This window comes from Lysobacter sp. P5_B9 (genome assembly GCF_054049835.1).
Window position 1 is genome coordinate 220013 of sequence record NZ_JBFULP010000002.1, and the last position, 23697, is coordinate 243709.

General features: G+C 67.4%; 20 protein-coding genes. 13 read left to right on the top strand and 7 right to left on the bottom strand.

Annotated features, from left to right (window positions below):
* The first annotated feature begins 8 nt into the window (after positions 1-8).
* The gene (locus tag ACXJJ9_RS06115) at positions 9-980 is read left to right on the top strand and encodes a helix-turn-helix transcriptional regulator (RefSeq protein ID WP_457096333.1); all 972 of its coding nucleotides are present in this window, start codon (positions 9-11) and stop codon (positions 978-980) included.
* A gap of 36 nt (positions 981-1016) precedes the next feature.
* Here ACXJJ9_RS06115 and ACXJJ9_RS06120 read toward each other — a convergent pair whose 3' ends face one another.
* Positions 1017-2012 (bottom strand): NADPH:quinone reductase, encoded by a 996-nt coding sequence (locus tag ACXJJ9_RS06120; protein ID WP_457096334.1) that lies wholly within the window; start codon positions 2010-2012, stop codon positions 1017-1019.
* A gap of 319 nt (positions 2013-2331) precedes the next feature.
* Here ACXJJ9_RS06120 and ACXJJ9_RS06125 point away from each other — a divergent pair, with 319 nt between their 5' ends.
* From ACXJJ9_RS06125 to hslU, 9 genes are all read left to right on the top strand, one after another.
* Positions 2332-2643, top strand: a complete 312-nt coding sequence (locus tag ACXJJ9_RS06125; RefSeq protein WP_457096335.1) for a hypothetical protein — start codon at positions 2332-2334, stop codon at positions 2641-2643.
* A gap of 216 nt (positions 2644-2859) precedes the next feature.
* Positions 2860-4956, top strand: a complete 2097-nt coding sequence (locus ACXJJ9_RS06130; RefSeq protein ID WP_457096592.1) for a prolyl oligopeptidase family serine peptidase — start codon at positions 2860-2862, stop codon at positions 4954-4956.
* Between the two features lie 171 nt (positions 4957-5127).
* A complete protein-coding gene (locus tag ACXJJ9_RS06135) occupies positions 5128-7263 on the top strand; it encodes a S9 family peptidase (protein WP_457096593.1) in 2136 nt (711 codons plus the stop codon).
* Positions 7264-7322: 59 nt separating this feature from the next.
* The gene (gene lptM / locus ACXJJ9_RS06140) at positions 7323-7589 is read left to right on the top strand and encodes an LPS translocon maturation chaperone LptM (RefSeq protein ID WP_457096336.1); all 267 of its coding nucleotides are present in this window, start codon (positions 7323-7325) and stop codon (positions 7587-7589) included.
* Entirely contained in the window at positions 7582-8463 is an 882-nt protein-coding gene (gene dapF / locus ACXJJ9_RS06145) for a diaminopimelate epimerase (protein ID WP_457096337.1), read from the top strand. Before lptM ends, dapF begins: the two co-directional genes overlap by 8 nt.
* Positions 8460-9140, top strand: coding sequence for a DUF484 family protein (locus ACXJJ9_RS06150; RefSeq protein ID WP_457096338.1), 681 nt, complete (start codon positions 8460-8462; stop codon positions 9138-9140). Before dapF ends, ACXJJ9_RS06150 begins: the two co-directional genes overlap by 4 nt.
* 126 nt (positions 9141-9266) lie before the next feature.
* The gene (gene xerC, locus ACXJJ9_RS06155) at positions 9267-10181 is read left to right on the top strand and encodes a tyrosine recombinase XerC (RefSeq protein WP_457096339.1); all 915 of its coding nucleotides are present in this window, start codon (positions 9267-9269) and stop codon (positions 10179-10181) included.
* A gap of 141 nt (positions 10182-10322) precedes the next feature.
* Positions 10323-10874 (top strand): ATP-dependent protease subunit HslV, encoded by a 552-nt coding sequence (hslV, locus tag ACXJJ9_RS06160; protein ID WP_310054343.1) that lies wholly within the window; start codon positions 10323-10325, stop codon positions 10872-10874.
* Entirely contained in the window at positions 10874-12280 is a 1407-nt protein-coding gene (gene hslU, locus ACXJJ9_RS06165) for an ATP-dependent protease ATPase subunit HslU (protein ID WP_310054342.1), read from the top strand. Before hslV ends, hslU begins: the two co-directional genes overlap by 1 nt.
* A gap of 36 nt (positions 12281-12316) precedes the next feature.
* Here hslU and ACXJJ9_RS06170 read toward each other — a convergent pair whose 3' ends face one another.
* The 5 genes from ACXJJ9_RS06170 to ACXJJ9_RS06190 form a co-directional block, all read right to left on the bottom strand.
* Positions 12317-13435 (bottom strand): HlyD family secretion protein, encoded by a 1119-nt coding sequence (locus tag ACXJJ9_RS06170; protein ID WP_457096340.1) that lies wholly within the window; start codon positions 13433-13435, stop codon positions 12317-12319.
* On the bottom strand, positions 13432-15084 hold the full coding sequence (locus tag ACXJJ9_RS06175; protein WP_310054340.1) for an MFS transporter: 1653 nt from the start codon (positions 15082-15084) through the stop codon (positions 13432-13434). The genes ACXJJ9_RS06170 and ACXJJ9_RS06175 overlap by 4 nt, the downstream gene beginning before the upstream one ends.
* A gap of 182 nt (positions 15085-15266) precedes the next feature.
* Positions 15267-15776 carry a cupin domain-containing protein gene (locus ACXJJ9_RS06180; RefSeq protein WP_457096341.1) on the bottom strand — a complete coding sequence of 170 codons (510 nt, stop codon included), beginning with the start codon at positions 15774-15776 and terminating at the stop codon, positions 15267-15269.
* Positions 15777-15925: 149 nt separating this feature from the next.
* Positions 15926-16750, bottom strand: coding sequence for a D-hexose-6-phosphate mutarotase (locus tag ACXJJ9_RS06185; RefSeq protein WP_457096342.1), 825 nt, complete (start codon positions 16748-16750; stop codon positions 15926-15928).
* Between the two features lie 5 nt (positions 16751-16755).
* Positions 16756-17211 carry a nucleoside deaminase gene (locus ACXJJ9_RS06190; protein ID WP_457096343.1) on the bottom strand — a complete coding sequence of 152 codons (456 nt, stop codon included), beginning with the start codon at positions 17209-17211 and terminating at the stop codon, positions 16756-16758.
* A gap of 136 nt (positions 17212-17347) precedes the next feature.
* Between ACXJJ9_RS06190 and ubiE the strand changes: the two genes are divergently transcribed.
* Both ubiE and ACXJJ9_RS06200 read left to right on the top strand, forming a co-directional pair.
* The gene (ubiE, locus tag ACXJJ9_RS06195) at positions 17348-18109 is read left to right on the top strand and encodes a bifunctional demethylmenaquinone methyltransferase/2-methoxy-6-polyprenyl-1,4-benzoquinol methylase UbiE (RefSeq protein WP_457096344.1); all 762 of its coding nucleotides are present in this window, start codon (positions 17348-17350) and stop codon (positions 18107-18109) included.
* Positions 18110-18207: 98 nt separating this feature from the next.
* A complete protein-coding gene (locus tag ACXJJ9_RS06200; RefSeq protein WP_457096345.1) occupies positions 18208-19137 on the top strand; it encodes a GGDEF domain-containing protein in 930 nt (309 codons plus the stop codon).
* Here ACXJJ9_RS06200 and ACXJJ9_RS06205 read toward each other — a convergent pair.
* Entirely contained in the window at positions 19113-21311 is a 2199-nt protein-coding gene (locus tag ACXJJ9_RS06205; RefSeq protein ID WP_457096346.1) for a DUF5916 domain-containing protein, read from the bottom strand. The two genes, ACXJJ9_RS06200 and ACXJJ9_RS06205, sit on opposite strands and share 25 nt — an antisense overlap.
* Before the next feature lie 378 nt (positions 21312-21689).
* On the opposite strand from ACXJJ9_RS06205, the gene ACXJJ9_RS06210 reads away from it, so the two are divergent.
* A complete protein-coding gene (locus ACXJJ9_RS06210) occupies positions 21690-23666 on the top strand; it encodes a M1 family metallopeptidase (protein ID WP_457096347.1) in 1977 nt (658 codons plus the stop codon).
* Positions 23667-23697: the final 31 nt, after the last annotated feature.

Here is a 23697-nt window from a genome sequence, read left to right on the forward strand (position 1 = left end):
AGACCGCCATGGAACGCATCGAACGCATCCACGCCCTGCATCGCATCCTCAGCGCCGCGCGCTATCCGGTGACCGTGCAACGCCTGCAGGAAGACCTGGAATGCTCACGCGCGACGGTCTACCGCGACCTTGCCTATCTGCGCGATTACCTGATGGCACCGGTGGTCGGCAATGGCGAGGCCGGCTTCCGCTACGACCACAACGACGATGCGCAGCGCTTCGAACTGCCGGGACTGTGGCTGAGCTCGGAGGAACTGCACGCGCTGCTCGCCGCGCAGCAATTGCTGGTCCGCAGCGGCGGCGGCGTGCTGTCGAACGCATTGGCGCCGTTGCAGCAGCGCATCGAGAAGCTGCTCGACGAGCACGCCGGCGGCCGCCGCCTGCCGGTCGAGCGCGTGCGCGTCGTGCCGCACCGCACCCGCAAGCTCGACGAAACCGCCTTCCGTGCCGTCGCCACCGCGGTACTGGACCGCAAGCGGCTCAGCTTCGAGTACCGCGCCCGCTCGACCGACGAGCGCACGCGCCGCAGCGTGTCGCCGCAGCGGCTGACCCATTACCGCGACAACTGGTACCTGGATGCCTGGGACCACGACCGCGATGCGCTGCGCAGCTTCTCCGTCGACCGCATCACCGCGGCGAAGGTGCTGGATGACGCCGCGCGCGACGTGGCCGAAGACGAGCTCGACCGCCACCTCGCCTCCAGCTACGGCATCTTCTCCGGCACGCCGAAGGGTTGGGCGACGATCCTTTTCAGCGCCAAGGCCGCGCGCTGGGTCGCCGACGAGCACTGGCATTCGCAGCAGCAGGGCCGCTACCTGCCCGACGGCCGCTATGAACTGAAGGTGCCCTACAGCGCGGGGCGCGAACTGCTGATGGACGTGATGCATTACGGCAGCGATGCCGAGATCGCGGAGCCCGCGTCGTTGCGCGAGCAGGCGCGTTCGCTGCTGGGGCTGGCGTTGAGCAACTACGAGCGCTGAGCGGTCACTCCCTCCTTCATGGCGGGTGACTCCCTGTCACTCGCCGCCGGCCACGCGCAACACCACATTGCCGATCAGGCGGCCGGACTCCACTACTTCGTGCGCGTGTGCGATCTGCTCCAGCGGCACGCGCAGCGCGATGGTGTGCTGCAGTGACCCGGCATCGAGCCATGCGTGCAGCTGCCGCGTCGCGCGGGCGCGATCGGCGTCGGAGAGGTTGTAGACGATGAAGAACGACATCCGCGCGTTCTTGACGATCGCGGGCACGAACGGCACCGACATGTCGGAGGCACCGCTGCCGTAGACGACGATGCGGCCCTCGGGGGCGAGCAGGGAGAGGTCCAGGGCGGCGTTGGCGGCGAAATCCACCTCGATGATGCAGTCGATCCCGTGGTTCTGCGTGGCCTGCATCACGCGCGCGACGACGTCCTCGCGGCGATAGTCGATGACGACATCGGCGCCGGCGGCGCGTGCGTGCGCGGCCTTCTCTTCCGAGCTCACCGTGGCGATCACGCAGCTGGCACCGGACAGGCGCGCCATCTGCACGGCGTAATGCCCGACCGCGCCCGCACCACCGGCGACCAGCACGCGTTTGCCGGCCACGCCGCCATCGACACCGACCGCATGGCACGCGGTCAGTGCGGGAATTCCCAGGCAGGAGCCCACTTCCAGCGGCACGCCTGCGGGCAACGCCACCGCCTGCGCCGAGGGCAGCGCGATCCATTCGGCGGCGGTGCCTTCCGCGCGGTTCCAGGCGCCGTTCCAGATCCATATGCGCTGACCGATCCGCTCCTTCGAAACACCGTCGCCAACGGCATCGATTACGCCGGACCCATCGCTGTGCGGAACGACGCGGGCGAACGGCAGCGTCTTCGAACGGGTGCCCGCGCGGCTCTTCACGTCGGAAGGATTAACGCCCGACCAGGCGATCCGGACGCGGACTTCGCCGGGGCCGGGTACGGGACGATCCATCTGGATCAGTTCCAGGACGTCTGGGGCGGGGCCTGTGCGCGAATAGGCGGCAGCTTGCATGTGGGATTCCTAGCGTGTGGATCGGGAAAGGGAAAAGCGGGTCTTCGCGTCCCGCCTTGCTGGGTCGGTGCACAGGATGCGGCCGGTTCCGGGGCTCGCGGCGGATGTTTCCTGAACACTGTGATCCGAAGTCGCGCGCCCATGGCAGGCGTCAACGGCGTGGATACAGCAGGGCCACGGTGAAACGCAGTCCCCGGTCGGGGGCGCTTTCGGGCGCCTGCGGGCACCCGATCACGCCGCCCTGCGCGGGGAAACACCGTCGTCGCAGCCTCTGAGATGCGCGCGCGCCACGCTCGCTCCACACCGACCGGAGACTGCAATGAACCGCAACGACACCCGCGACGAATCCGAAGTCCGCATCGACGATGTGCTCCGCTACGCGCTGGCGATCGGGGCGGTACTGGTCCTGCTGTTGCCGGCGGCGCGTGGCTTCAGCGAAACCGTGGGCTGGCTGCCGCTGTGGCTGCTGGCCATGCCGGCCGTGGCGCTATGGGCCGTGCGCGGGTTTCCCGTGCCGAAGCCGGCGGGCACCGCCCCCGTCGTGTTCGCCGCCCGCCGTCGCCGTCCGGGTCCGCAGGCCCGCCGGCGTGGGCGCGGGGACGTGCGTCGCGCCCTTTCGCGCGCGGCCTAAGTCACTGAAAACAGTCGGAATAGTGGCCTCGCCGGGCTCGCGCACGGCGCCAGATTGGGCAAGCCCACCATGACCTCGGGCACGGCGGCCACGCCGTGCCCCCGTGCTAGCGTCGGGTCTTTCCCATCACCCCGAATGCCCATGCCTGCAGCACCGAAGGCCCGCAAGGCCCCGTTCCTCAAGACCGCCATACTGTCCGTCGGCATCGTTGCGACCATGGGCGCCGCCCACGCCGAGGACGCCCCCCAGATGAAAGACGCCGCCGACCCGTTTGCCTGGCTGGAAGCCGTCGACGCCCGCCAGTCGCTCGATTGGGTGCGCGCGCAGAACGCGAAGACGGAAACGGCGCTCGCCGCCACGCCGCAGTTCAAGCAACTGGAAGGCGACATCCGCGGGATCCTCGACTCCAATGCCAAGATTCCCGGTGTCGAGAAGATCGGCGCGTACTACTACAACTTCTGGAAGGACGCGCAGCACCAGCGTGGCGTGTGGCGCCGCACCACGCTCGACGAGTACCGCAAGGCGGAGCCGACGTGGGAAACCGTGCTCGACATCGACGCACTCAATGAAGCCGAGAAGCGCGCCGACGGCGAAAAGTGGGTATGGCATGGCGCGTCGTGCCTGAAACCGGCCTACGAACGCTGCCTGATCGCACTCTCGCCCGGTGGTTCCGATGCCGACGTCACCCGCGAATTCGACCTCACCACCAAGACCTGGGTGAAGGACGGCTTCTACCGTGCGCAGGCCAAGGGCGGCCTGGGCTGGATCGACCAGGACCGCGTCTACGTCTACACCGACTTCGGTGCCGGCTCGATGACGCCGTCGGGCTATCCGCGCATCGTCAAGGAATGGAAGCGCGGCACCCCGATGAGCGCCGCGACCACCGTGTACGAAGGCCAGGCCGACGACATGTATATCGCCGCCTTCCATGACGACACGCCCGGCTTCGAACGCGACTTCGCCAATCGCACGCTCGCCTTCTACAACGACGAGCTCTACCTGCGCGGCGCCGACGGCAAGCTGGCGAAGATCGATGCGCCGAATTCGGCCAACAAGTCGGTGCACAAGGAGTGGCTGCTGCTGGAACTGCGCGATCCCTACCAGGCCGGCGGCAAGACCTATGCGTCGGGCAGCCTGATCGCGACGATGTTCGACGACTTCATGGCCGGCAAGCGCGAGTTCACCACGCTGTTCGCTCCCAGCGAGCGGACCTCGCTGTCCAGCTATGCATGGACGAAGAGCCACCTCGTCCTCAACGTGCTGGAGGACGTGAAGAACCGCATCAGCGTGCTCACGCCGGCCCCGCTTTCGGACAGCAAGGGCGAATGGAAGCGCGAGCCCTTCGTCGGCGCACCGACCCTCGGCACCGTCAGCGTCGGTCCGGTCGATGAGGACGAAAGCGACGCGGTGTGGATGACCGCGACCGACTACCTCACGCCGACCACGCTGGCCATCGCCCAGCTTCAACCAGGCATGTCCGGAAAGCAGCCGGAAGTGCTGAAGACCAACCCGGTCTTCTTCGACGGCAGCAACAACGTGGTCGAACAGCATTTCGCCACCAGCAAGGACGGCACCAAGGTGCCCTATTTCCTGGTCAAGCCGAAGAACCTCAAGCGCGACGGCAAGGCGCCGACGTTGCTGTACGGCTACGGCGGCTTCGAGATCTCGCTGACCCCGGGCTATTCCGGCAGCGTCGGCAAGGGCTGGCTGGAGAAGGGCGGCGTGTACGTCGTCGCCAACATCCGCGGTGGCGGCGAGTACGGCCCGCGCTGGCACCAGGCGGCGCTCAAGGCCAATCGCCACAAGGCCTACGAGGACTTCGCCGCGGTCGCGCAGGACCTGATCGCCAACAAGATCACCTCGACGCCGCACCTCGGCGTGCAGGGCGGCAGCAACGGCGGCCTGCTTACCGGCAACATGCTCACGCAGTATCCCGACCTGTTCGGTGCCGTCGTGGTGCAGGTGCCGCTGCTCGACATGAAGCGCTACAGCCACCTGCTCGCGGGTGCGTCGTGGATGGCCGAGTACGGCGACCCGGATACCGCCGACTGGGAATTCATCCAGACCTTCTCGCCCTACCACCTGTTCGACGCCAAGCGCACCTACCCGCCGGTGATCTTCATGACCTCGACCAAGGACGACCGCGTGCACCCGGGCCACGCCCGCAAGATGGCGGCGAAGATGCTCGAAGCCGGCAAGGACGTGACCTATTACGAGAACATCGAAGGCGGCCACGGCGGTTCGGCCAACAACGCGCAGGCGGCGCACATGAGCGCCCTGGCCTACACGTTTCTGTGGGAAAAGCTGAAGTAATGCGGTCCTGAAGTCGCGGATCAGCCGATCCGAAGCGGTATCCTCAGGCGGGCGCTACGGCGCCCGTCTGTCGTTCCGGCCTCCGTCTGCCCCATTGCGCACCGCCTATCCGGACCCCATTCCATGAAGCATTCCGTTCTGCTGGCCACGCTTCTCACGAGTACGTTCCTGATGACCACCATGCCCGCCCAAGCCGCCGATGTTCCGAGCCCGCCCGATGCCGCCAGGAAGCCGCATGCGGTGAAGGCGCCGCACGGCGCGACGCGCTTCGACGACTACTACTGGCTGCGCGACGACAGCCGCAAGAATCCAGAAATGCTGGCGTACCTCAATGCCGAGAACGCCTATGCCGATACGGTGATGCAGCCGCTGCGGCCGCTGCAGGAGAAGCTGTACGAAGAGATCGTCGCGCGCATCAAGCAGGACGATGCGTCGGTGCCGTCTCGCGAGCGCGGCTGGTGGTACTACTCCCGTTTCGAGAAAGGCAAGGACTATCCGGTGCACGCGCGCCGCAAGGACGGCGCGGGCGTCGATGCCACTTCGATCCAGCAGGCCAACACCGGCGCCGACTTCGCCACTGAGCAGGTGCTGCTCGATGTCAACGCGATGGCTGCGGGGAAGGAATACTTCAGCGTCGGCGACTACGAGGTCACCCAGGACAACCGCATCCTCGCCTGGGCCGAGGACGATGTGGGCCGCCGTCAGTACACGATCCGCTTCAGGAATCTGGACACCGGCGAGCTCTACGCAGATGCGGTGCAGGGCGTCTCGCCAAACCTGGTCTGGGCCGACGACAACAAGACCCTGTTCTATGTCGAAAACGACCCGGAAACCCTGCTCACGGTGCGGGTGAAGAAGCATGTGCTCGGTACGCCCGCGGCGCAGGACGCGCTGGTGTACGAGGAGAAGGACGACAGTTTCTACATGGGCGTCTCGCGTAGCCGCGACGACAAGTTCATCTGCATTGGCGTGAGCAGCACCGTGTCCGACGAGCTGCGCTATGCGCCGGCAGCCGACCCGGAGGAATTCGTGGTGCTGGCGCCGCGCACGCGCGACGTCGAATACGACGCCGACCATCACGGCGGCCGCTGGGTGATTCGTACCAACGCGCCGGGCGCCGACGGCAAGCCGGCGAAGAACTTCAAGATCGTCACCGCGCCCACCGCGGCGACCTCGCGCAAGGAATGGAAGGACTGGATCGCGGCGCGCGACGACGTGTACATCGACGGCTTCGAGCTGTTCGACGGCTTCACCGCCATAGCGGAACGCTCCGAAGGGCTGGAACGCGTGCGCGTGCTAGGCAACGACGGCAAGTCCGAAAACGTGAAGGCCGACGAGCCGGCGTATTCGATGGGCCTGTCGACGAATCCCGAGCCCGAGTCCGAGTGGCTGCGCTACAGCTACACCTCGATGACCACACCAAACACGACGTACGAGCTCAACACGCGTACCGGCGAGCGCCGCCTGCTCAAGCGCGATCCGGTGCCGGGCTACGACCCGAGCCAGTACACGACCGAACGCCTGTGGGCGACGGCGCGCGACGGCACCAGGATTCCGGTGTCGCTGGTCTACAAGAAGGGCTTCAGGAAGGACGGTACCGCCGCGCTCCTGCAATACGGCTACGGCAGTTACGGCGCCTCGATGGACCCGGGCTTCAACAATGCGGTGACCAGCCTGCTCGACCGCGGCATGGTCTACGCCATCGCCCATATCCGCGGCGGCGAGGAAATGGGCCGCGCCTGGTACGACGACGGCAAGCTGTTCAAGAAGAAGAACACCTTCACCGACTTCATCGACGTCACCGACTTCCTGGTGAAGGAAGGCTATGCGGCCAGGGATCGCGTCGCCGCGCACGGCGGCAGCGCCGGCGGCCTGCTCATGGGCGCGATCAGCAACATGGCGCCGGACCGCTACCGCGTGATCCTGACCGAAGTGCCGTTCGTGGACGTCGTCACCACCATGCTCGACGCCAGCATTCCGCTGACCACCAACGAATACGACGAGTGGGGCAACCCGGAGAAGAAGGATTACTACGACTACATGCTGTCGTACTCGCCCTACGACAACCTGAGCGCGCAGGCCTATCCGGCCATGTTCGTCGGCACCGGCCTGTGGGACTCGCAGGTGCAGTACTACGAACCGGCGAAGTACGTGGCCAAATTGCGCGACCTCGATACCTCAGGGCGCACCGTGGTCTTCCGCACCAACATGGACGCGGGCCACGGCGGCAAGTCGGGTCGCTTCCGCCGCCACAAGGAGCGCGCCGAGATGTATGCGTTCATGCTGGACCAGCTCGGCGTGAAGTAAGCCGGGCCGGGCAGGGCGGTTCTGCGGAACCGCCCGTGCCCCCGCGTTACACTCCCCGCATGAATCGCACACTCCGCATCGTCTTCATCGCCGCCGCACTGGCCTCGCTGGCCGGGTGCGGCAACAAGGGCCCGCTGGTGCTGCCGTCCGCGCCGCCGCCGACCGAACCGGTCACGCTGCCGGACACTCCGGCGGAGGCCGCGCCGGCCGAACCCGCGCCCGAGACCGTCCAGCCGCCGGCCGCAACGCCGCCCGCGCCGGAAGCACCCCAGCCACCGGAAACCCCACCCCCTCCGCCCGCACCCGGCGGCGACGGCAATGGCTGAAGTGGCTGCATCGCCGGCTGCATCCGCCGTGCGCGACAGTCGCGCACTGCGCTTCAGCAAGATGCACGGCGCCGGTAACGACTTCGTCGTGGTCGACCTGCGCGACGGCCTGGTCTCGCTCGACGCCATGCTGTGCCGCGCCCTGGGCGACCGCCACACCGGGGTGGGCTGCGACCAGATCCTGACCATCGAGCCACCGCGCAGCGCGAATGCGGTGGCGAGCTACCGCATCTGGAACTCCGACGGCTCGCTCGCGCGCCAGTGCGGCAACGGCGCCCGCTGCGTGGCGGCCTGGCTGCTGCGCGACGGCACCGCGAGCGGCGAAGCCTTCGACGTCGACAGTCCGGTCGACACGCATCACGTCACGCGGTTGGCCGACGGGCGCTTCCGTATCGCCATGGGGGTGCCGCGTTTCGCCCCCGCCGACGTCCCGATGAGCGGTTTCGAGCATGCCCAGGACGAATACGTGCTCAGCCACGACGACCGGGCATTCGCCTTCGGCGCCGTGTCGATGGGCAATCCGCACGCGGTGCTCGAAGTCGCCGACGTGGCCAGCGCACCGGTGGAGACCGCCGGTCCGCTACTGCAATCGCTGCCGGTGTTCCCGGACAGCGCCAACGTCGGTTTCGCCCAGGTCGAATCGCGCCAGCGCGTGCGCCTGCGCGTATACGAGCGCGGCGCCGGCGAGACCCTGGCCTGCGGCAGCGGCGCCTGCGCGGCCGCCGCCGTGCTGATGAAACGCGGCCGCGTCGATCGCGACGTGACCATCGCATTGCCCGGCGGCGAGCTGCAGATCGCCTGGCCGAACGACGACGCACCGATCACCATGGCCGGACCGGCCGCATTTGTATTCGAGGGGGAATGGCTGGCATGACAGACGTAACCGAAAAGCTCGGCGCGCACGAAGTCGCCGCCTGGCTGCGCCGGCATCCGCAGTTCCTCAAGCAGTTTCCCGACCTCGCCCTCAGCCTGGTCGTGCCACGCGACGAGGGCCCGGCCGCATCGCTGGCCAGCTACCAGCTCGAAGTGCTGCGCGACAAGAACCGCGAGCTTGCGCGCCGCCTGCAGGAACTGTTCGGCAACGCGCAGGAGAACGAGCGCCTGGCCGTACGCACGCACCAGTTCACGCTGGCACTGATGAAGCAGGGCAACGCCGCCGATACGCTGCGCGCGCTGGCGGCGACGCTGGCCGAGGACTTCAACGGCGACCTCGTGCGGATCGTGGCGTTCGAAGCGGTCGCGGGCCTCGAGCAGGCCGAATGGCTGCAGCACATTCCGGCCAACGACGCGCGCCTGCAACCGTTCCGCGACTGCATCGCCGAAGGCGAACCGCTGTGCGGCCGCCTGCAGCCGGAGAAGCACGCCCTGCTCTACGGCGCACGCGCGGAGGAAGTGCAGTCGACGGCGTTGCTGCCCGTGGCCGGCATCGGCCTCGTCGCCGTGGGCAGCCATGACGCCAACCGCTTCTTCCCGGGCATGGGCACCCTGTTCCTGCGCATGATGGGCGAAGCCGTGGCGGTGGCGTTGAAGCGGTATGGGCCTGCGGTGTAACCGCATCTTTGTCGTCATCCCGGCAAAAGCCGGGATCCATTTTGCGGTTGCTTTGACTTTGCATCGAAACAACCACGGCAAAATCAAAATGGATCCCGGCTTTCGCCGGGATGACGATCGGGTTACATGATGCCCTCCGCTCTCGACGACTTCCTCGCCTATCTCGCGGTCGAGCGGCAGATGTCGGCGCATACGCTCGATGCCTATCGCCGCGACCTCGAGGCATTGAGTGCGTGGGCGCAGCCGCAGGCCGCCGATCCCGTCTCGCTGCAGGCAGACCAGCTGCGCCTGTTCGTCGCCGCCGAACACCGCCGCGGACTGTCGCCCAAGTCGCTGCAGCGTCGCCTCTCCGCCTGCCGCAGCTTCTACACCTGGCTGCTCAGGCACGGCCGCATCGGCGCCAACCCCGCGGCCGCGATCCGCGCGCCCAAGGCGCCGCGCAAGCTGCCACAGGTGCTCGATCCGGATGAAGCCAAGGCGCTGGTGGAAGTTCCCACGGATGCGCCGTTGGGCCTGCGCGATCGTGCGCTGCTGGAACTGTTCTATTCCTCCGGCCTGCGCCTGAGCGAACTATGCGCGTTGCGCTGGCGCGACCTCGACCTCGACGAGGCGCTGGTGACGGTGCTCGGCAAGGGCCGCAAGCAGCGCAGCGTGCCGTTGGGGTCGCACGCACGCAACGCATTGCGCGAATGGCGCGCGTCGACCGTCCTTCGGCAGGCTCAGGATGCACGGATTGAAGATGCTCCCGTGTTCCCGGGCCGCAACGGAACCATCACGCCGCGCGCGATCCAGTTGCGCGTGCGCCAGCTCGCCCAGCAGCAGGGCCTGTTCAAGCGCGTGCATCCGCACCTGCTGCGGCATTCCTTCGCCAGCCACATCCTCGAGTCGTCCGGCGACCTGCGCGGCGTGCAGGAACTGCTGGGCCATGCCGACATCGCGACCACGCAGATCTACACCCACCTGGATTACCAGCACCTCGCCAAGGTGTACGACGCCGCGCATCCGCGGGCGAAGCGGAAAACGGAAAAGAGCGGAGAGTAGCTGGCGCTGTATCGGCGCTGAAGGTAGCGCGGCACGCCGGTGCGGCAGCAAATCCGGGTTACATGGACGGGCAGTCGCCGGCCAGAGCGCTTGAACAGCGCCGCCACGCCCCCAATTCGGTGGGACCCCACGGAGAAACCCATGGATCCCAGCCGCAACCCCGACGTCTTCCACGCCACCACCATCGTCTCGGTGCGCCGCAACGGCCACGTCGCCGTCGCCGGCGATGGCCAGGTCACGCTCGGCCACACCGTAATGAAATCCAACGCGCGCAAGGTGCGCCGCCTCGGCCGCGATGGCCAGGTGCTGGCCGGCTTCGCCGGCGCGGCGGCGGATGCCTTCACCTTGTTCGAACTGTTCGAGGCCAAGCTCGAGAAGCACGGCCAGCTCACGCGCGCTGCGGTAGAGCTGGCCAAGGAGTGGCGCACCGAACGCCGCCTCGGCAAGCTCGAGGCGCTGCTGATCGTCGCCGACAAGGAAACCTCGCTGATCGTCGGCGGTACCGGCGACGTGATCGAGCCGGAGGACGGCATCGTCGCGATCGGCTCCGGCGGGCCGTATGCGTTGTCGGCCGCGCGCGCGCTCGCTGCGCACACCGAACTGGACGCGAAGTCGATCGCCGCCGAAGCGCTCAACATCGCCGGCGACATCTGCATCTATACCAACCGCAACATCGTGGTGGAAGAACTGTGATGGGCAAGCTCTTGAATACCTCCGCCACCATGACCCCGCGCGAGATCGTGCAGGAACTCGACCGCCACATCGTCGGCCAGCACGCCGCCAAGCGCGCCGTCGCCATCGCCCTGCGCAACCGCTGGCGCCGCATGCAGCTGGCGCCGGAAATGCGCGACGAGGTGATGCCGAAGAACATCCTGATGATCGGCCCGACCGGCGTGGGCAAGACCGAGATCGCACGCCGCCTCGCCACGCTCGCCAATGCCCCGTTCGTCAAGGTCGAAGCCACGCGCTTCACCGAAGTCGGCTACGTGGGCAAGGACGTCGAGCAGATCGTGCGCGACCTCGCCGACACCGCGGTGAAGATGTACCGCGAGCAGGCCAAGCAGCGCGTGCGCACGCAGGCCGAGGACCGCGCGGAAGACCGCATCCTCGATGCCCTGTTGCCGCGGCGCGCGGTCACGCTGTTCGGTTTCCAGGGCGATCCCGAAGGCGCGCAGCAGGCCGCGCAGCCGGAGCGGACGCCACAGGAGTCCGAAAGCGACGAGAAGACCCGGACCAAGCTGCGCAAGCAATTGCGCGCCGGCGAGCTGGACGAGCGGGAGATCGAACTCGACTTCGCCATGAACGTCGGCGTCGACATCATGGCTCCGCCCGGCATGGAGGAGATGGGCCAGCAGCTGCGGCAGATGTTCTCGCAGGTGGCGGGCGGCAAGACCCACAAGCGCACCGCGACGATCAAGGCCGCGCGTGCGCAGCTGATCGAGGAAGAGGCGGCCAAGCTGGTCAACGAGGACGACGTGCGCGATGCCGCGATCGAGGCCTGCGAACAGCACGGTATCGTCTTCATCGACGAGATCGACAAGGTCGCCAAGCGCAGCGACGCCGGCATGATCGGCGGCGACGTCAGCCGCGAGGGCGTGCAGCGCGACCTGCTGCCGCTGGTCGAAGGTTCCACCGTCAGTACCAAGTACGGCTCGGTGAAGACCGACCACATCCTGTTCATCGCCTCGGGTGCGTTCCACCTGGCCAAGCCTTCCGACCTGATCCCGGAACTGCAGGGCCGCTTCCCGATCCGGGTCGAGCTGGGCGCGCTGAGCAAGGACGACTTCGTCCGCATCCTGACCGAACCCAAGGCGGCACTGACCACGCAGTACGTCGAGTTGCTCAATACCGAAGGGGTGACGCTGTCGTTCACTCCCGATGCGATCGACCGCCTCGCCGAGATCGCCGCGCAGGTCAACGAGCGCCAGGAAAACATCGGCGCGCGCCGTCTGCATACGGTGCTGGAACGCCTGCTCGACTCGCTCAGCTTCGAAGCGCCCGATCGCGACGGCGCATCGGTGGCGATCGACCGTGAGTACGTCGACGCGAATCTCAACGAGCTGGTGAAAGACCCCGATCTGAGCCGCTACATCCTCTGATCCACGCCTGATCCGCGCCGCAGGCAGCGGGGCGGCTTAGGGGTTTTCGTCGCGTGGGTGGCTGGCGGTATCCAGGTCGACCACCACCGACATTCCCGGGCGCAGCCGCGCCGCGGCCGCCTGCCCTGGATCGATCGCGATCTTGACCGGGATGCGCTGGGCGATCTTCACGAAGTTGCCGGTGGCATTGTCCGCGGGCAGCACGCTGAACTCGGAGCCCGCGGCGGGGGAGATCTCCTGGACGCGGCCGGTGAGCCGGCTGCCGCCCAGGGCGTCGACGCTGAAGCGCGCGGCTTGGCCGATGCGCACGTCGCGCATCTGCGTCTCCTTGAAGTTGGCCACCACCCAGAACGCGTCCGGCACCAGCGCCATCAGCTGCGTACCGTTGGTGACGTAGGCGCCTTCGCGCACGGACACCTGGCTGAGCTGGCCGTCGCGCGGGGCTTCGATGCGGGTGTGGTCGAGATTGATCTGGGCCAGCTTCACGGCGGCCTGGGCGCCGGCCACGGCGGCTTCCAGTGTGGCGCGATTGACACTGACGCTGCGCACGCCCTGTTCCGCCGCATCGAGCGCGGCGCGCGACTGGTTCACGCTGGCCACCGCCTGCGCATTGGCGGCGAAAGCGGTGTCGCGATCCTGCGCCGACAGCAGTTTCTCCCCAGCCAGTTGCTCGATGCGCCGCAAACTCGCCGCGGTGCGCACATGCTGGGCGTCGCTGCTGGCCAGGTTCGCACGCGCCTGCACGGTACTGGCCTGGGCGCTGCGAAGCTGCTGCGTCCAGTTGGCGAGGCTGGCCTGCGCGGCCTGCAACTGCGCGCGGGCCTGGTCAACCTGCTGGTGGTAGATGCGGTCGTCGATCTGCGCCAGCAGCTGGCCCCTGCGCACGCGTTGGAAGTCGCGCACCGGCACCTGCATGACGTAGCCGCTGACCTGCGGGCTGATCAGGGTGACCTGGCCGCGCACATAGGCGTTCTCGGTGCTCTGGATGGCGCTGCGGAACGGTGGCAGCCGCCACGCGTAGAGCACGACCAGCGCGCCGCCCAGGGCCACCGCCGCGAAGGCCGCGATCTGCCACCGCGGGCGCGGCGGCAATACCGGCGGAGCGGCCGGAGCGGGTGCGGGCGGAGCGGCCGGAGCGGGTGAGGGAGTGCTCATGTGGCGGGTGCCGGAGTCGCTTGGGCGGAAAGGAGGCTCTCGCGCCGGGCGCGCAGCCGCGACCGGACGGCGATGTAGGTCAACCAGATCATCGTCATCAGGGCGATGGCGGCGATCGCGAGATACACATCGTTATAGGCAAGGACATTGGCTTCGCGTGATGCCGTCGCCCCCAGGGCGCGCACGCCCAGTGCGTTGCGCAGCGCCGGGTCGGTGACGGCCTGTCCATAACTCGCCGCGCCCGACTGGATGCGCGTGGCCACCTGGGGGTCGAGCAGGGTCAGGTGCTCGACGATCTGGCTGGAGTGGTACTTCTCCCGGATCACCTGGAGCGTCCCCAGGAACGCCGAGCCCAGCAGGCTGCCCACGTTCTGGGCGATGTTGAACATCACGAAAAAACTGATCAGGTTGCGTGGCTGCGCGATCACGCTGCCGACGCCGGCAATCAGCGCCGGCGCCAGGAAGAACGTGCTGCCAAAACCGATCAGGAACTGGCTGATCATCAGCTGCGCCGGCCGGGTCAGGCTGTTGGAGGACGCATCCATCAACGCACCGGTCATGACGCAGGTCAGCGCGATCAGGGCCGGGAGCCGGGTCAGCACCGGTTTCACCGTCATGGCGCTGACCGCGATGCCGAGCAGGCAGCCGAGCAGCACCACGGCGAACAGGCCGCGCATCTGCTCGTTGGTCAGTCCCATCGCCTGCAGGAAGCCCACGGCGCCGACGCTCTGCTCCGACAGCGCCATGCGCAGCAGGATGATCGCCACGCCCAGCCGCAGCATCAGGCCGCTGCCGAGCCAACGCGTGTTGATCAATGGATTGGCGCGGAAATGCTCGATCGCGATGCCGGACACCACCAGCACGATGGCGCCCGCCAACGCCCATCCAATCCACGGCGCTTCCAGCCACCATTCGATGCGACCCAGCGACAGCACGGCGCACAGCAGTGCCATGCCGATGGACAGCAGCGTGATGCTCAACAGGTCCAGCTTTTCGAAGACCTTGTAGCGATCGCCCGGCGGTAGCCTGAGCAGCATCACGCCACCCAGCGACAGCAGGGCCAGGCCGAGCTCAAACAGGTACAGGCCGCGCCATTCGCCGAATTCCAGCAGGTTCGGCGAGATCACCCGCGCCAGCGGCGTACCGATCTGGGTCAGGCCGATGCCGACCGCCAGGGAGCGCAGGCGGTGCTGCGCCGGAAACGCCTGGATCATGTAGAAAATGCCCAGCGTGGTCAGCGCCGCGCCGACGATGCCGTGCGCGGCGCGCACCGCGATAGCCGATCCGAGCTGGTGCACGAACAGGTGCCCGAACGTCACCAGCGCATACAGCACCAGGCTGATCTCGGTGAACAGCCGCAGCCCGAACTGCTGGCGGAACTTGATCAGGATGAGGTTGGCCGAGACGTTGGTCATCACGTAGGCGGCCGGCAGCCAGGCGATCTCGGCCGCGGTCACGCCCAGGGCCCCCTGCAGCTGGAGCTGGTTGGTCGTGACCATCGCATTGCCGAGGCTGCCGGTGATGGCGACGAGCGTGCCGAGCAGGGCGAAAACCCAGCGCAGGGCGAGGGGATGGCTCGGGGTCGAAGGCGAGCCCGGGAAGAGCGGCCGCTCGTGAGGCAGCCATTCGCGTGGTCCGTAAGCGCTCATCGACGAGGTGGTCCTCGGCACGGCACGTTGGCGTGGCGGCGGAATTGTCGCACGCGCGATGCGTGGCCCGAGCCAAGCGGGGTTGGCAAGGGGCATGCCGGAATCTGCCTCGCAGTGGCGCGCAGCCGGCCCGACGGATCATCCGCCGGAGACATTCATCCGCGAAGACGCGTCAGGGGCGACTAGTGCTTGCCTTCCACCGCTTTCGCCGCGGCCTGCTTGCGCGGGTCGTCCGCCGGGTTGATGTAGTTGACCTCGAACGGCCCGGTGCTGTTGATCTGCAGGATCGCGCCATCGCGGGTGGTCGCCTCGTGCTGCATCTTCGCCGGCAGCAGCACGTAGTCGCCCGCCACGAAGTCGGCCGCGTGTGCGTTGCTGCCGTCGCCCATCGACAGGCTGAGGCCGCCTTCGATCACCGTGACCTGTTCGTCGGTGGGATGCCAGTGACGCGGGACGCGGTAACCGGCGGGCGCCTTCAGGCGGATGGTGAATGCGCCGGGCTTGCCGGGATCACCCGAGAGGACCGCCGCCTGCGCACCGCGTGGCAGGGCGGCGGGTGCGTCGCCCCATTGGGTGGCGGCAGCGCGCACCATCACGTGCGGGGAGGTCGTGGCGCTCGATCCCGGTTGCGGTTCCGCCGCCAGCACGCAGACGGGCAACAGGCAAAGGCTGAAGAAGATCGACTGTTTCATCTGGAGATCTCCATGTGGGTGATCCCTCGGGGTGATCCTTCGCGCGATCCACCGGAAGGCGGACATCCGCAGCCGCGCCGCGGCCCGGCCTGCGCATTGTTCCCCGCCGCCGTTAACGCGGTGCGATTACCGGTCGCAGGGCTTCGGGCTCAGCGCAGGTGCTGTGCTCCGGACCAGCGCCCGCCCGGCACAAGCTGCACAGGCTGCAATACCTGTCCGGCTTCCACGCAGACGAAGCGCCGGTATTCGTCCGGCGCGAGATCGCCGATGCTGGCCGCCAGCGCCGAACCCGGATTCCACACCACGGTGTCGGCGAATCCGCGCTGGCTGATCGTGGTGCGCCGCGGTCCATCGCGAAGTTCGATGGATCGCGACGGTGATGAATAGATGCGGTCGACTTCGCCGTCGAAGCGCAGCAGCTCGTCTTCCTGCCGCAGGATCGCGCCCGCGTTGGCGCTGTCCTCGTAACGGCAATCCCGCAGGCCGTGCAGGGTCGTGGTGTCCAGTGCGTCGACCGCCAGGTAGGTATGCAGCGCGGCGGTGAACGCGAACCCGGAGGAGCCGTTGTTGTCGACTTCGAGCTCGAGGTCCAAGGCCGTGGCATCCAGGCGGATATGCAGGCGGACGGTGAAGGCGTGTGGCCAGGAAGCCGTCGCTGGGCCGCTGTCCAGTTCGAAGCACGCGCGCTCGTCGGCGCCCACGAAGCGCCACGGCAACGTGCGCGCGAACCCGTGCTTGCGCAGCGGCCCGCGGCCGGCGAACTGCGGAAAGATCACCGGGACGCCACCGCGGATGGCCGCGCCTTCGTCGTAGCAGGCGCGTTGGCCGAGGAACAGGCGCTCGCGCCCGTCGGCGGAAATCCAGGACAGCACGTGCGCACCGTGCAACGCGACCAGCGCGCTGGCTCCGCCTTCGCCATGCAGGAGCGTGCAGGGCGTGCCGTGGTGGTCGACACGCGTGGATCGCAGTGACATGCGTTTCAGTCCTCGCCTATGTCCTCGTTCCAGACCTCGGGATTGGCGGCGATCCAGCTTCCCAGCATTTCGATGCATTCCGCGTCGGCGAGGTCGACCACGTTCACGCCGTTCTCGCGCAGCCAGTCGATGCCGCCGCGGAAGTTGACGGATTCACCGACCACCACGGTGCCGATGTTGAACTGGCGCACGAGGCCGCTGCAGTACCAGCACGGCGCCAGCGTGGTCACCATGATCGTGTCGCGGTAGCGGCGCTGGCGGCCGGCCTTGCGGAAGGCGTCGGTTTCGCCATGCACGGATGGATCGCCTTCCTGGATGCGGCGGTTATGGCCGCAACCCAGCAGCTGGCCATCGTCGCGGTACAGCGCGGCACCGATCGGGATGCCGCCTTCTGCGATGCCCTGGCGGGCTTCGGCCACGGCCGTGGCGAGCAGGGCGCGGTAATCCGGGGTCTCGATCATGCGGGGTCCTGGCAGGGGCGGGCGCCATGATGCCGCATTCGTCGATCCATGCGCCGCCGCTCCGGGCCAGCCCGATCTACAGCTTGCCCTCGCGCTTCCGGCGCCGATCCGTGGATGGCAATGCGATAATCCCGGCATGAGCGAGCACGACAACCAGCCCGGCACCACCCACTTCGGTTTCCGCGATGTCCCGGTCGGCGAGAAGCAGAAGCTGGTCGGCGAAGTATTTTCATCGGTCGCCGGCAAGTACGACCTGATGAACGACCTGATGTCGTTGGGCATCCACCGCGTGTGGAAGCGCTACTTCGTCGGCACCTGCCAGGTGAAGCGCGGCGACCGCGTGCTCGACCTCGCCGGCGGCACCGGCGACATCGCCCTGCTGCTGCGCGACCGCGTCGGCACCACCGGCAGCGTCGTGCTGGGCGACATCAACGGCGAGATGCTGAAGGTCGGACGCGACCGCATGACCGATCGCGGCGTGGTCTCCGGCGTCGAGTTCGTCGAATGCAATGCGGAGAAGCTGCCGTTCCCCGATGCCAGTTTCGACCTGGTCACCATCGCCTTCGGCCTGCGCAACGTCACCGACAAGGACGCCGCCCTGCGCGAGATGCAGCGCGTGCTCAAGGTCGGCGGACAGGCCCGCGTGCTCGAATTTTCGGAAGTGAAGGCGCAATGGTTCAAACCCGTCTACGACTTCCACTCGTTCAACATCCTGCCGAAGCTGGGCAAGCTGTTCGCCAACGATGCCGACAGCTATCAATACCTGGCGGAGTCGATCCGCAAGCATCCACCGCAGGACGAGCTCAAGGCCATGATGGAAGCCGCTGGCTTCGCGCGTTGCGGCTATCGCAACCTGTCCGCGGGAATCGTCGCCATCCACACCGGTTACAAGATCTGACCTCACCCGATCGGGGGATGGGGTCATACGTCACTGGGCTTTGTGACACCAGTGGTTATTCTCGGGTCAGGTAACACCTTCCCGGCGGTGCGTAAAAAATGGCTGGCCTCGGCGTCTATCGCACGCTTTCCCGGGTGTTTCCGCACTCGTTCCGGGCCAAGCTCATGGCAGTCGTGGTGGGATGCACGCTGGTGCCGATCAGCGTCTTCGTCATCTGGCTGCTGTTCTACCGGCACCTGAGCCCGGCGCAACTGGCCATGGGCGCGGGCGTGGCCGTCGTCGCCACCCTGGTCGGCGTGCTGATCGCGCTGGTCCTGCTCTATCACCTGCTGACGCCGCTGCGCATGATGGCGGATGTCGTCGAGGCGTATTTCCGCGAACATCGCCTGCCGGAACTGCCCGAGGACGGCCGCGACGAAATGGGCCTGCTGATGCGTGGCATCAACTGCGGCTTGCGGGAGATCGACAGCGGCATCCGCGAGTTGGAACGTGTCGCGCTGGAGGATCCGCTGACCCACGCCCTCAGCCGGCGTGGCAGCGACCGCGAACTGGGCGCCTGCGTGGAGCGCGCCGAGCAGGGCCATCCGCTCGTGCTCTATGTGCTCGACGTCGACAACCTCAAGCCGGTCAACGACGAATACGGCCACGCCGCCGGCGACCGCATGCTGATCGATCTCGTCGAGCATTCGCGCAAATGGCTGCAGGACGGCGACTGGATCGGTCGCTGGGGCGGCGATGAATTCCTGATCTGCATCCACGACACGGCAGCTTCCGCCAACAGGCGGGTGCAGTCATGGCTGGATGAACTCGCCATGCCCCGCGCCGACGGCATCCCGATCCGTGTCAGCGTCGGTTGTGCGCAGCACCGTCCCGGCACGGATGTGATGCAGTTGTACCGGGAGGCTGACGCCGCCATGTATGCCGCCAAGGCCCAGGGCGGTGGGCAACTGGTCTGCAACGAGGGGCATCTGCCGCCGGGCACGCCGGCGGCCAAGGCCAGTGGTCAGGCCTGGGGCTGCCAAGCGTAGCTGAGCTTGAGGAACAGGCTGCGGTTGCTGGTGAACAGCTGCTGGAACTCGTCGTCGGAATATCCGCCCTGCGAATAGCCCGCATACAGCGCACTGCGCGGATTGAGCTTGTACGAATACAGCAGCTGCGCCGCGACATCATGGAAGCGCTCGTCGACCGCGGTGGCATACAGCGCCTGGTCGCGGTCGATATGGCTGCCCTGCACCGACAGGCGCAGGCGCTGGCGCGGGTCGAACTGCCAGGCCAGGCGGCTGTCGACGACCTGGGCATCGAATGCCGTGCCGCCATCGCGCGTGAGGCGCTGCTGCGTGTAGCTGATGTTGAGGTTCAGGCCGCGGCTGACATCCCATTGCACCGACGGTTGCAACTCGATGATGTGGCCCATGCGCGACGCCAGCAGGTCGAGCTGCTGGCCGGCGCGCACGAATGCGGTGAGCTTGAATCCCGCCAGGGGCGTGATTTCAAGGTAGCCGGTGCCCCAGTGCTCGTCGAACATCTGGCCGTCCCAGAAACGCACGCGGGTGAGGCCGCCGAGTTCGTAGTAACCCTGGTGCGAGGCGCGCGCGCTGAGGTACCCCTCGAGTTCGCGCTCGAGCAGCTGGCCGTCGAAGCGGTGGGTAATGTCCCAGTCGCCATACAGCTCGATCCGGTTGATCGCGCTCCCGTCCTTGAAGAACCAGGTGTGGGCGCCGCCGACCGTTGACTTGTCGTAGCCCACCTGGGCGATGAAGCCGAGGTCGGAGCGGAAGCCCGGATCGATGTCGGTATGCTGCAGGTTGCCGCGCCAGTTCTTGTTGCCGTAGCTGTAGTTGAGAAACAGCGCATCGCCGCTCGGCGCGGTGTCCGGCAGTGCGAGTCCGTCGGGGTAGCGCGAATCGCTGTGCAGCCACTGGCCGCGCAGCGTGTGCTCGTCCTTCTGCCAGCGCGCATCCACGCCGGCGAGGGCGTTGTGGTAATCGTCGCCGCCGCGGTAGGTGGCGATCGCGCCCACGCTGGTGTGCGCATCGACGTCGTAGCGGTAGCGACCGACGAGGTCGTCCGCTTCCTGGTCGAGGAAGCGGAACGAGGAACCCAGCACGCCCGGGACCAGCAGCTGCGTCGTCGCGTCGCGTGCGGCGATGACGCCGTAGGCCTGCTGGCCGCTGCGGCCGGTCGTGCGCAGGCCGTAGTCGGGATCGGCGATCTGGCGCGTGTAAAGCACCTGCAGCGGAGTGCTGAAGTAGTCCGCGCCTTCGAGGAAGAACGGCCGCTTCTCCGGGAAGAACAGCGCGAAGCTGGTGTTGAGGTCGAGCTGCGCCTGGTCGGTTTCGACCTGGGAGAAATCGGGATTGAGGGTGCCGTTGAGGGTGAGGTTGGGGCTGGGCGCCCACGCCACGTCGAGGCCGGGCTCGATGTCCGTGCCTTCGCCGGTCCACGGCGCATCCGGCGCCACGCGCTCCTCGTCGTGGCTCATGGTGAGCGTCGGCACGATCTCGAGGTTGCGCCCCTGCCGGACGCCCGCGAAGCCTTCGACCTTGCCGAACGTGCAGGTCAGGCAGCGCGCACCGCGCTCGACGCGGTTGCTGAAGTACTGGTAGCGGAAGTCGCGCGGGCGGACCCGCAGGAAGGTGGCGCCCCAGCGGCGCGCGTCGTCGGTGTCGCGGAAGCGCAGGGTCGCGAACGGAATGCGCAACTCCACGTCGTAGCCGTTCGCGGTGATCTGCGCCGCGCTCGTCCACAGGCCGTCCCACGAGTCGTCCTCGTTGCCGGTGGCCTCTTCCTTGATCAGGTCGGCCTGCACGCCGAGCGGATTGACGAAGAATTCGTAGGCGCGGCGCTGGTCGTCGAAGGTGTCGAGCATCACGCCGGCGAAGTCGTCGCTGTACAGCGCATCGCGATCGCGCAGGAAGGCACGGATCTTCGCCGGATCCGGATCCTCGGCGTGGAAGGACACCAGCAGGGCGTCGTCGGTATGGGCGATGCGCGCGGTGGTCTTCACCGCGGCGGGCAGGTTGTCGCCCGGCGTGACCTCGTAGGCCAGGTCGACGCTGGCGGCGTGGGCCCAGAGGGGGTCGTCGAGCTTGCCGTCGACGACGATGTCGCCGTCGACGCGTGGGATGGTCAGGGTTTCGGACGCAAACGCGGGCAGGACGGCCAGCGCGAGCAGGCCGCCAAAAAGGTAAGTCGGGTGCATCCGCCCATTGTCCGGGAAGGGGTGCCTTGCCGACCCTGTCGAAAGTAGGGGGCGGGGCCTGTCAACGCTATCCGAGCAGGTCGCGTTGCTTCTCAGTGGCCGCCAGGTGGTGTTGCGCGCCGCCGCGCCTTGCTGATTGCAAGGTCAAGGCGCGAGGCGCCGCCTGGCGGCCACTGAGGATCAACCCGAAGGGCCGGGCCGGAGAGCGCGCGATGCTGCGTCATCGCTCGGTTGCATATCGACATATGCGCCCTCGCTCTTCCTTGCCTCGCACGCCCTCCAACCCGGCGCGACCTGCTCGGATAGCGTTGACAGGCCCTTGAAAACGCTCACGGTCGGGGCGCTAAACTCCGCGCTTCCTTCCCGCGGGCACGACCCATGCGCCATTCGATCCTGATGCTGTCCCTCGCGGCCGTGCTGGCCGTCACCGCCGGCTGCAAGCGCGACGCCGCGCCGGCCGATGCCAACCAGCCGACCGCCACCGCCACGTCCGCCACTGCCGCTGCCGCGCACATGATCGACGAGCACTCTTACGCCGAACCCGACAAGGTCAAGGTCAAGGACCTCGCCCTCGACCTCAAGGTCGACTTCGACCGGAAGGTGATCGACGGCAGTGCCACGCTGGCGCTGGACTGGCTCGACCAGACCGCCACCCAGCTCAACCTGGACACGCGCGACCTGACCATCAGCAAGATCGTCGGTGAGCGCAGCGACGGCAAATGGGAAGACCTCAAGTACACGCTGGCGCCGGCCGACAAGGTCCTTGGCAGCAAGCTGACCATCGAGACACCCAAGCGCAACCCGCGCGTGCGCATCACCTACACCACGTCGCCGGGCGCTTCGGGCCTGCAATGGCTCACCGCGGCGATGACCGAGGGCAAGAAGACGCCCTTCATGTTCAGCCAGTCGCAGCAGATCCACGCACGTTCGTGGGTGCCGCTGCAGGACACGCCGTCGGTGCGCTTCACCTACACCGCGCACGTGCTCACGCCGAAGGACGCGATGGTGGTGATGAGCGCGGCGTTCGAGCCGGGCGCCGACAACAGCGGCAACAAGCGCGACGGCGACTACAGCTTCAAGATGTCGAACGCGATTCCGTCCTACCTGCTCGCGATCGGCGTGGGCGACCTGGTGTTCAAGCCGATCAGCAACCGCAGCGGCATCTGGGCCGAACCGGCCTCCGTCGACCGCGCGGCGAACGAGTTCTCCGATACCGAGAAGATGATCCAGACGGCGGAGAAGTTGTACGGCCCCTATCGCTGGGAGCGCTACGACATGCTGCTGCTGCCGCCGTCGTTCCCGTACGGCGGCATGGAAAACCCGCGCATGACCTTCCTCACCCCGACCGCGATCGTCGGCGACAAGTCGCTGGTGTCGCTGATCGCGCATGAGCTTGCGCACAGCTGGTCGGGCAACCTGGTGACCTTCTCCACCGCCAAGGATGCCTGGCTCAACGAAGGCGTCACCACCTATGTCGAGGGTCGCATCGACGAGGAGCTGTACGGCAAGGACCGCGCCGACATGGAGCGCGTGATCGCGCGCAACGAACTGAAGCAGGAATTCACCGAAGAGAACAAGGCGCTGCAGGTGCTCGCCGGCAAGCCGGGCGAGCTGAAGGATCCGGACGACAACCTGGGCTCGACGGTCTACGCCAAGGGCGCGTGGTTCATGCAGTTCCTCGAGCAGCGTATTGGCCGCGCCGACTTCGATGCGTTCCTGCGCGGTTACTTCGACCACTTCGCGTTCCAGTCGATCTCCTCGCAGCAGTTCGCCGACTACGCCAAGGCCAACCTGCTCGACAAGTATCCGGGCAAGGTCACCCAGGCCGAGTTTGACGAATGGCTGCATGAGCCGGGCATCCCGGCGACCGCGCCGCAGGTCACCTCGGCGCGCTTCGACGCCGTCGACGCGGCCCGCAAGGGCTTCCTCGACGCCGGCACGCTGCCGGCCGCCGCCGCGACGAAGCAGTGGAGCACGCAGGAGTGGGTGCACTTCATCGAAGGCATGCCCGAGACGTTGAAGCCGGAACAGCTCGCCGCGCTCGACGCCGCCTACCACTTCACCGGCACGCCCAACGGCGAGATCGCGCAGCGCTGGTACCCGCTCGCGGTGCGCAGCGGCTACACGCAGGCCAATGCCGAGATCGCGAAGTTCCTCGAGCGCGTCGGCCGGCGCAAGCTGATCATGCCGACCTACAAGGAACTGGTGAAGACGCCGGCCGGCCTGGCACTGGCGGAAGAGACCTTCGCGAAGGCGAAGCCGGGTTACCACCCGATCACCACCGGCTCGGTCGAGTCCACGATTGCGGACGCGAAGGCGGCCGCGGCCAAGACCACGCAGCCGGCGTCGAAGTAAGAACCACGGGCAGTGATGCGCACGCATCGCC

Excerpts from the sequence above, each read along its gene's own strand:
- ACXJJ9_RS06115 (WP_457096333.1), top strand. The coding sequence starts at position 9 with ATGGAACGCATCGAACGCATCCACGCCCTGCATCGCATCCTCAGCGCC.
- ACXJJ9_RS06120 (WP_457096334.1), bottom strand. The coding sequence starts at position 2,012 with ATGCAAGCTGCCGCCTATTCGCGCACAGGCCCCGCCCCAGACGTCCTG.
- ACXJJ9_RS06125 (WP_457096335.1), top strand. The coding sequence starts at position 2,332 with ATGAACCGCAACGACACCCGCGACGAATCCGAAGTCCGCATCGACGAT.
- ACXJJ9_RS06130 (WP_457096592.1), top strand. The coding sequence starts at position 2,860 with ATGGGCGCCGCCCACGCCGAGGACGCCCCCCAGATGAAAGACGCCGCC.
- ACXJJ9_RS06135 (WP_457096593.1), top strand. The coding sequence starts at position 5,128 with ATGACCACCATGCCCGCCCAAGCCGCCGATGTTCCGAGCCCGCCCGAT.
- lptM (WP_457096336.1), top strand. The coding sequence starts at position 7,323 with ATGAATCGCACACTCCGCATCGTCTTCATCGCCGCCGCACTGGCCTCG.
- dapF (WP_457096337.1), top strand. The coding sequence starts at position 7,582 with ATGGCTGAAGTGGCTGCATCGCCGGCTGCATCCGCCGTGCGCGACAGT.
- ACXJJ9_RS06150 (WP_457096338.1), top strand. The coding sequence starts at position 8,460 with ATGACAGACGTAACCGAAAAGCTCGGCGCGCACGAAGTCGCCGCCTGG.
- xerC (WP_457096339.1), top strand. The coding sequence starts at position 9,267 with ATGATGCCCTCCGCTCTCGACGACTTCCTCGCCTATCTCGCGGTCGAG.
- hslV (WP_310054343.1), top strand. The coding sequence starts at position 10,323 with ATGGATCCCAGCCGCAACCCCGACGTCTTCCACGCCACCACCATCGTC.
- hslU (WP_310054342.1), top strand. The coding sequence starts at position 10,874 with ATGGGCAAGCTCTTGAATACCTCCGCCACCATGACCCCGCGCGAGATC.
- ACXJJ9_RS06170 (WP_457096340.1), bottom strand. The coding sequence starts at position 13,435 with ATGAGCACTCCCTCACCCGCTCCGGCCGCTCCGCCCGCACCCGCTCCG.
- ACXJJ9_RS06175 (WP_310054340.1), bottom strand. The coding sequence starts at position 15,084 with ATGAGCGCTTACGGACCACGCGAATGGCTGCCTCACGAGCGGCCGCTC.
- ACXJJ9_RS06180 (WP_457096341.1), bottom strand. The coding sequence starts at position 15,776 with ATGAAACAGTCGATCTTCTTCAGCCTTTGCCTGTTGCCCGTCTGCGTG.
- ACXJJ9_RS06185 (WP_457096342.1), bottom strand. The coding sequence starts at position 16,750 with ATGTCACTGCGATCCACGCGTGTCGACCACCACGGCACGCCCTGCACG.
- ACXJJ9_RS06190 (WP_457096343.1), bottom strand. The coding sequence starts at position 17,211 with ATGATCGAGACCCCGGATTACCGCGCCCTGCTCGCCACGGCCGTGGCC.
- ubiE (WP_457096344.1), top strand. The coding sequence starts at position 17,348 with ATGAGCGAGCACGACAACCAGCCCGGCACCACCCACTTCGGTTTCCGC.
- ACXJJ9_RS06200 (WP_457096345.1), top strand. The coding sequence starts at position 18,208 with ATGGCTGGCCTCGGCGTCTATCGCACGCTTTCCCGGGTGTTTCCGCAC.
- ACXJJ9_RS06205 (WP_457096346.1), bottom strand. The coding sequence starts at position 21,311 with ATGCACCCGACTTACCTTTTTGGCGGCCTGCTCGCGCTGGCCGTCCTG.
- ACXJJ9_RS06210 (WP_457096347.1), top strand. The coding sequence starts at position 21,690 with ATGCGCCATTCGATCCTGATGCTGTCCCTCGCGGCCGTGCTGGCCGTC.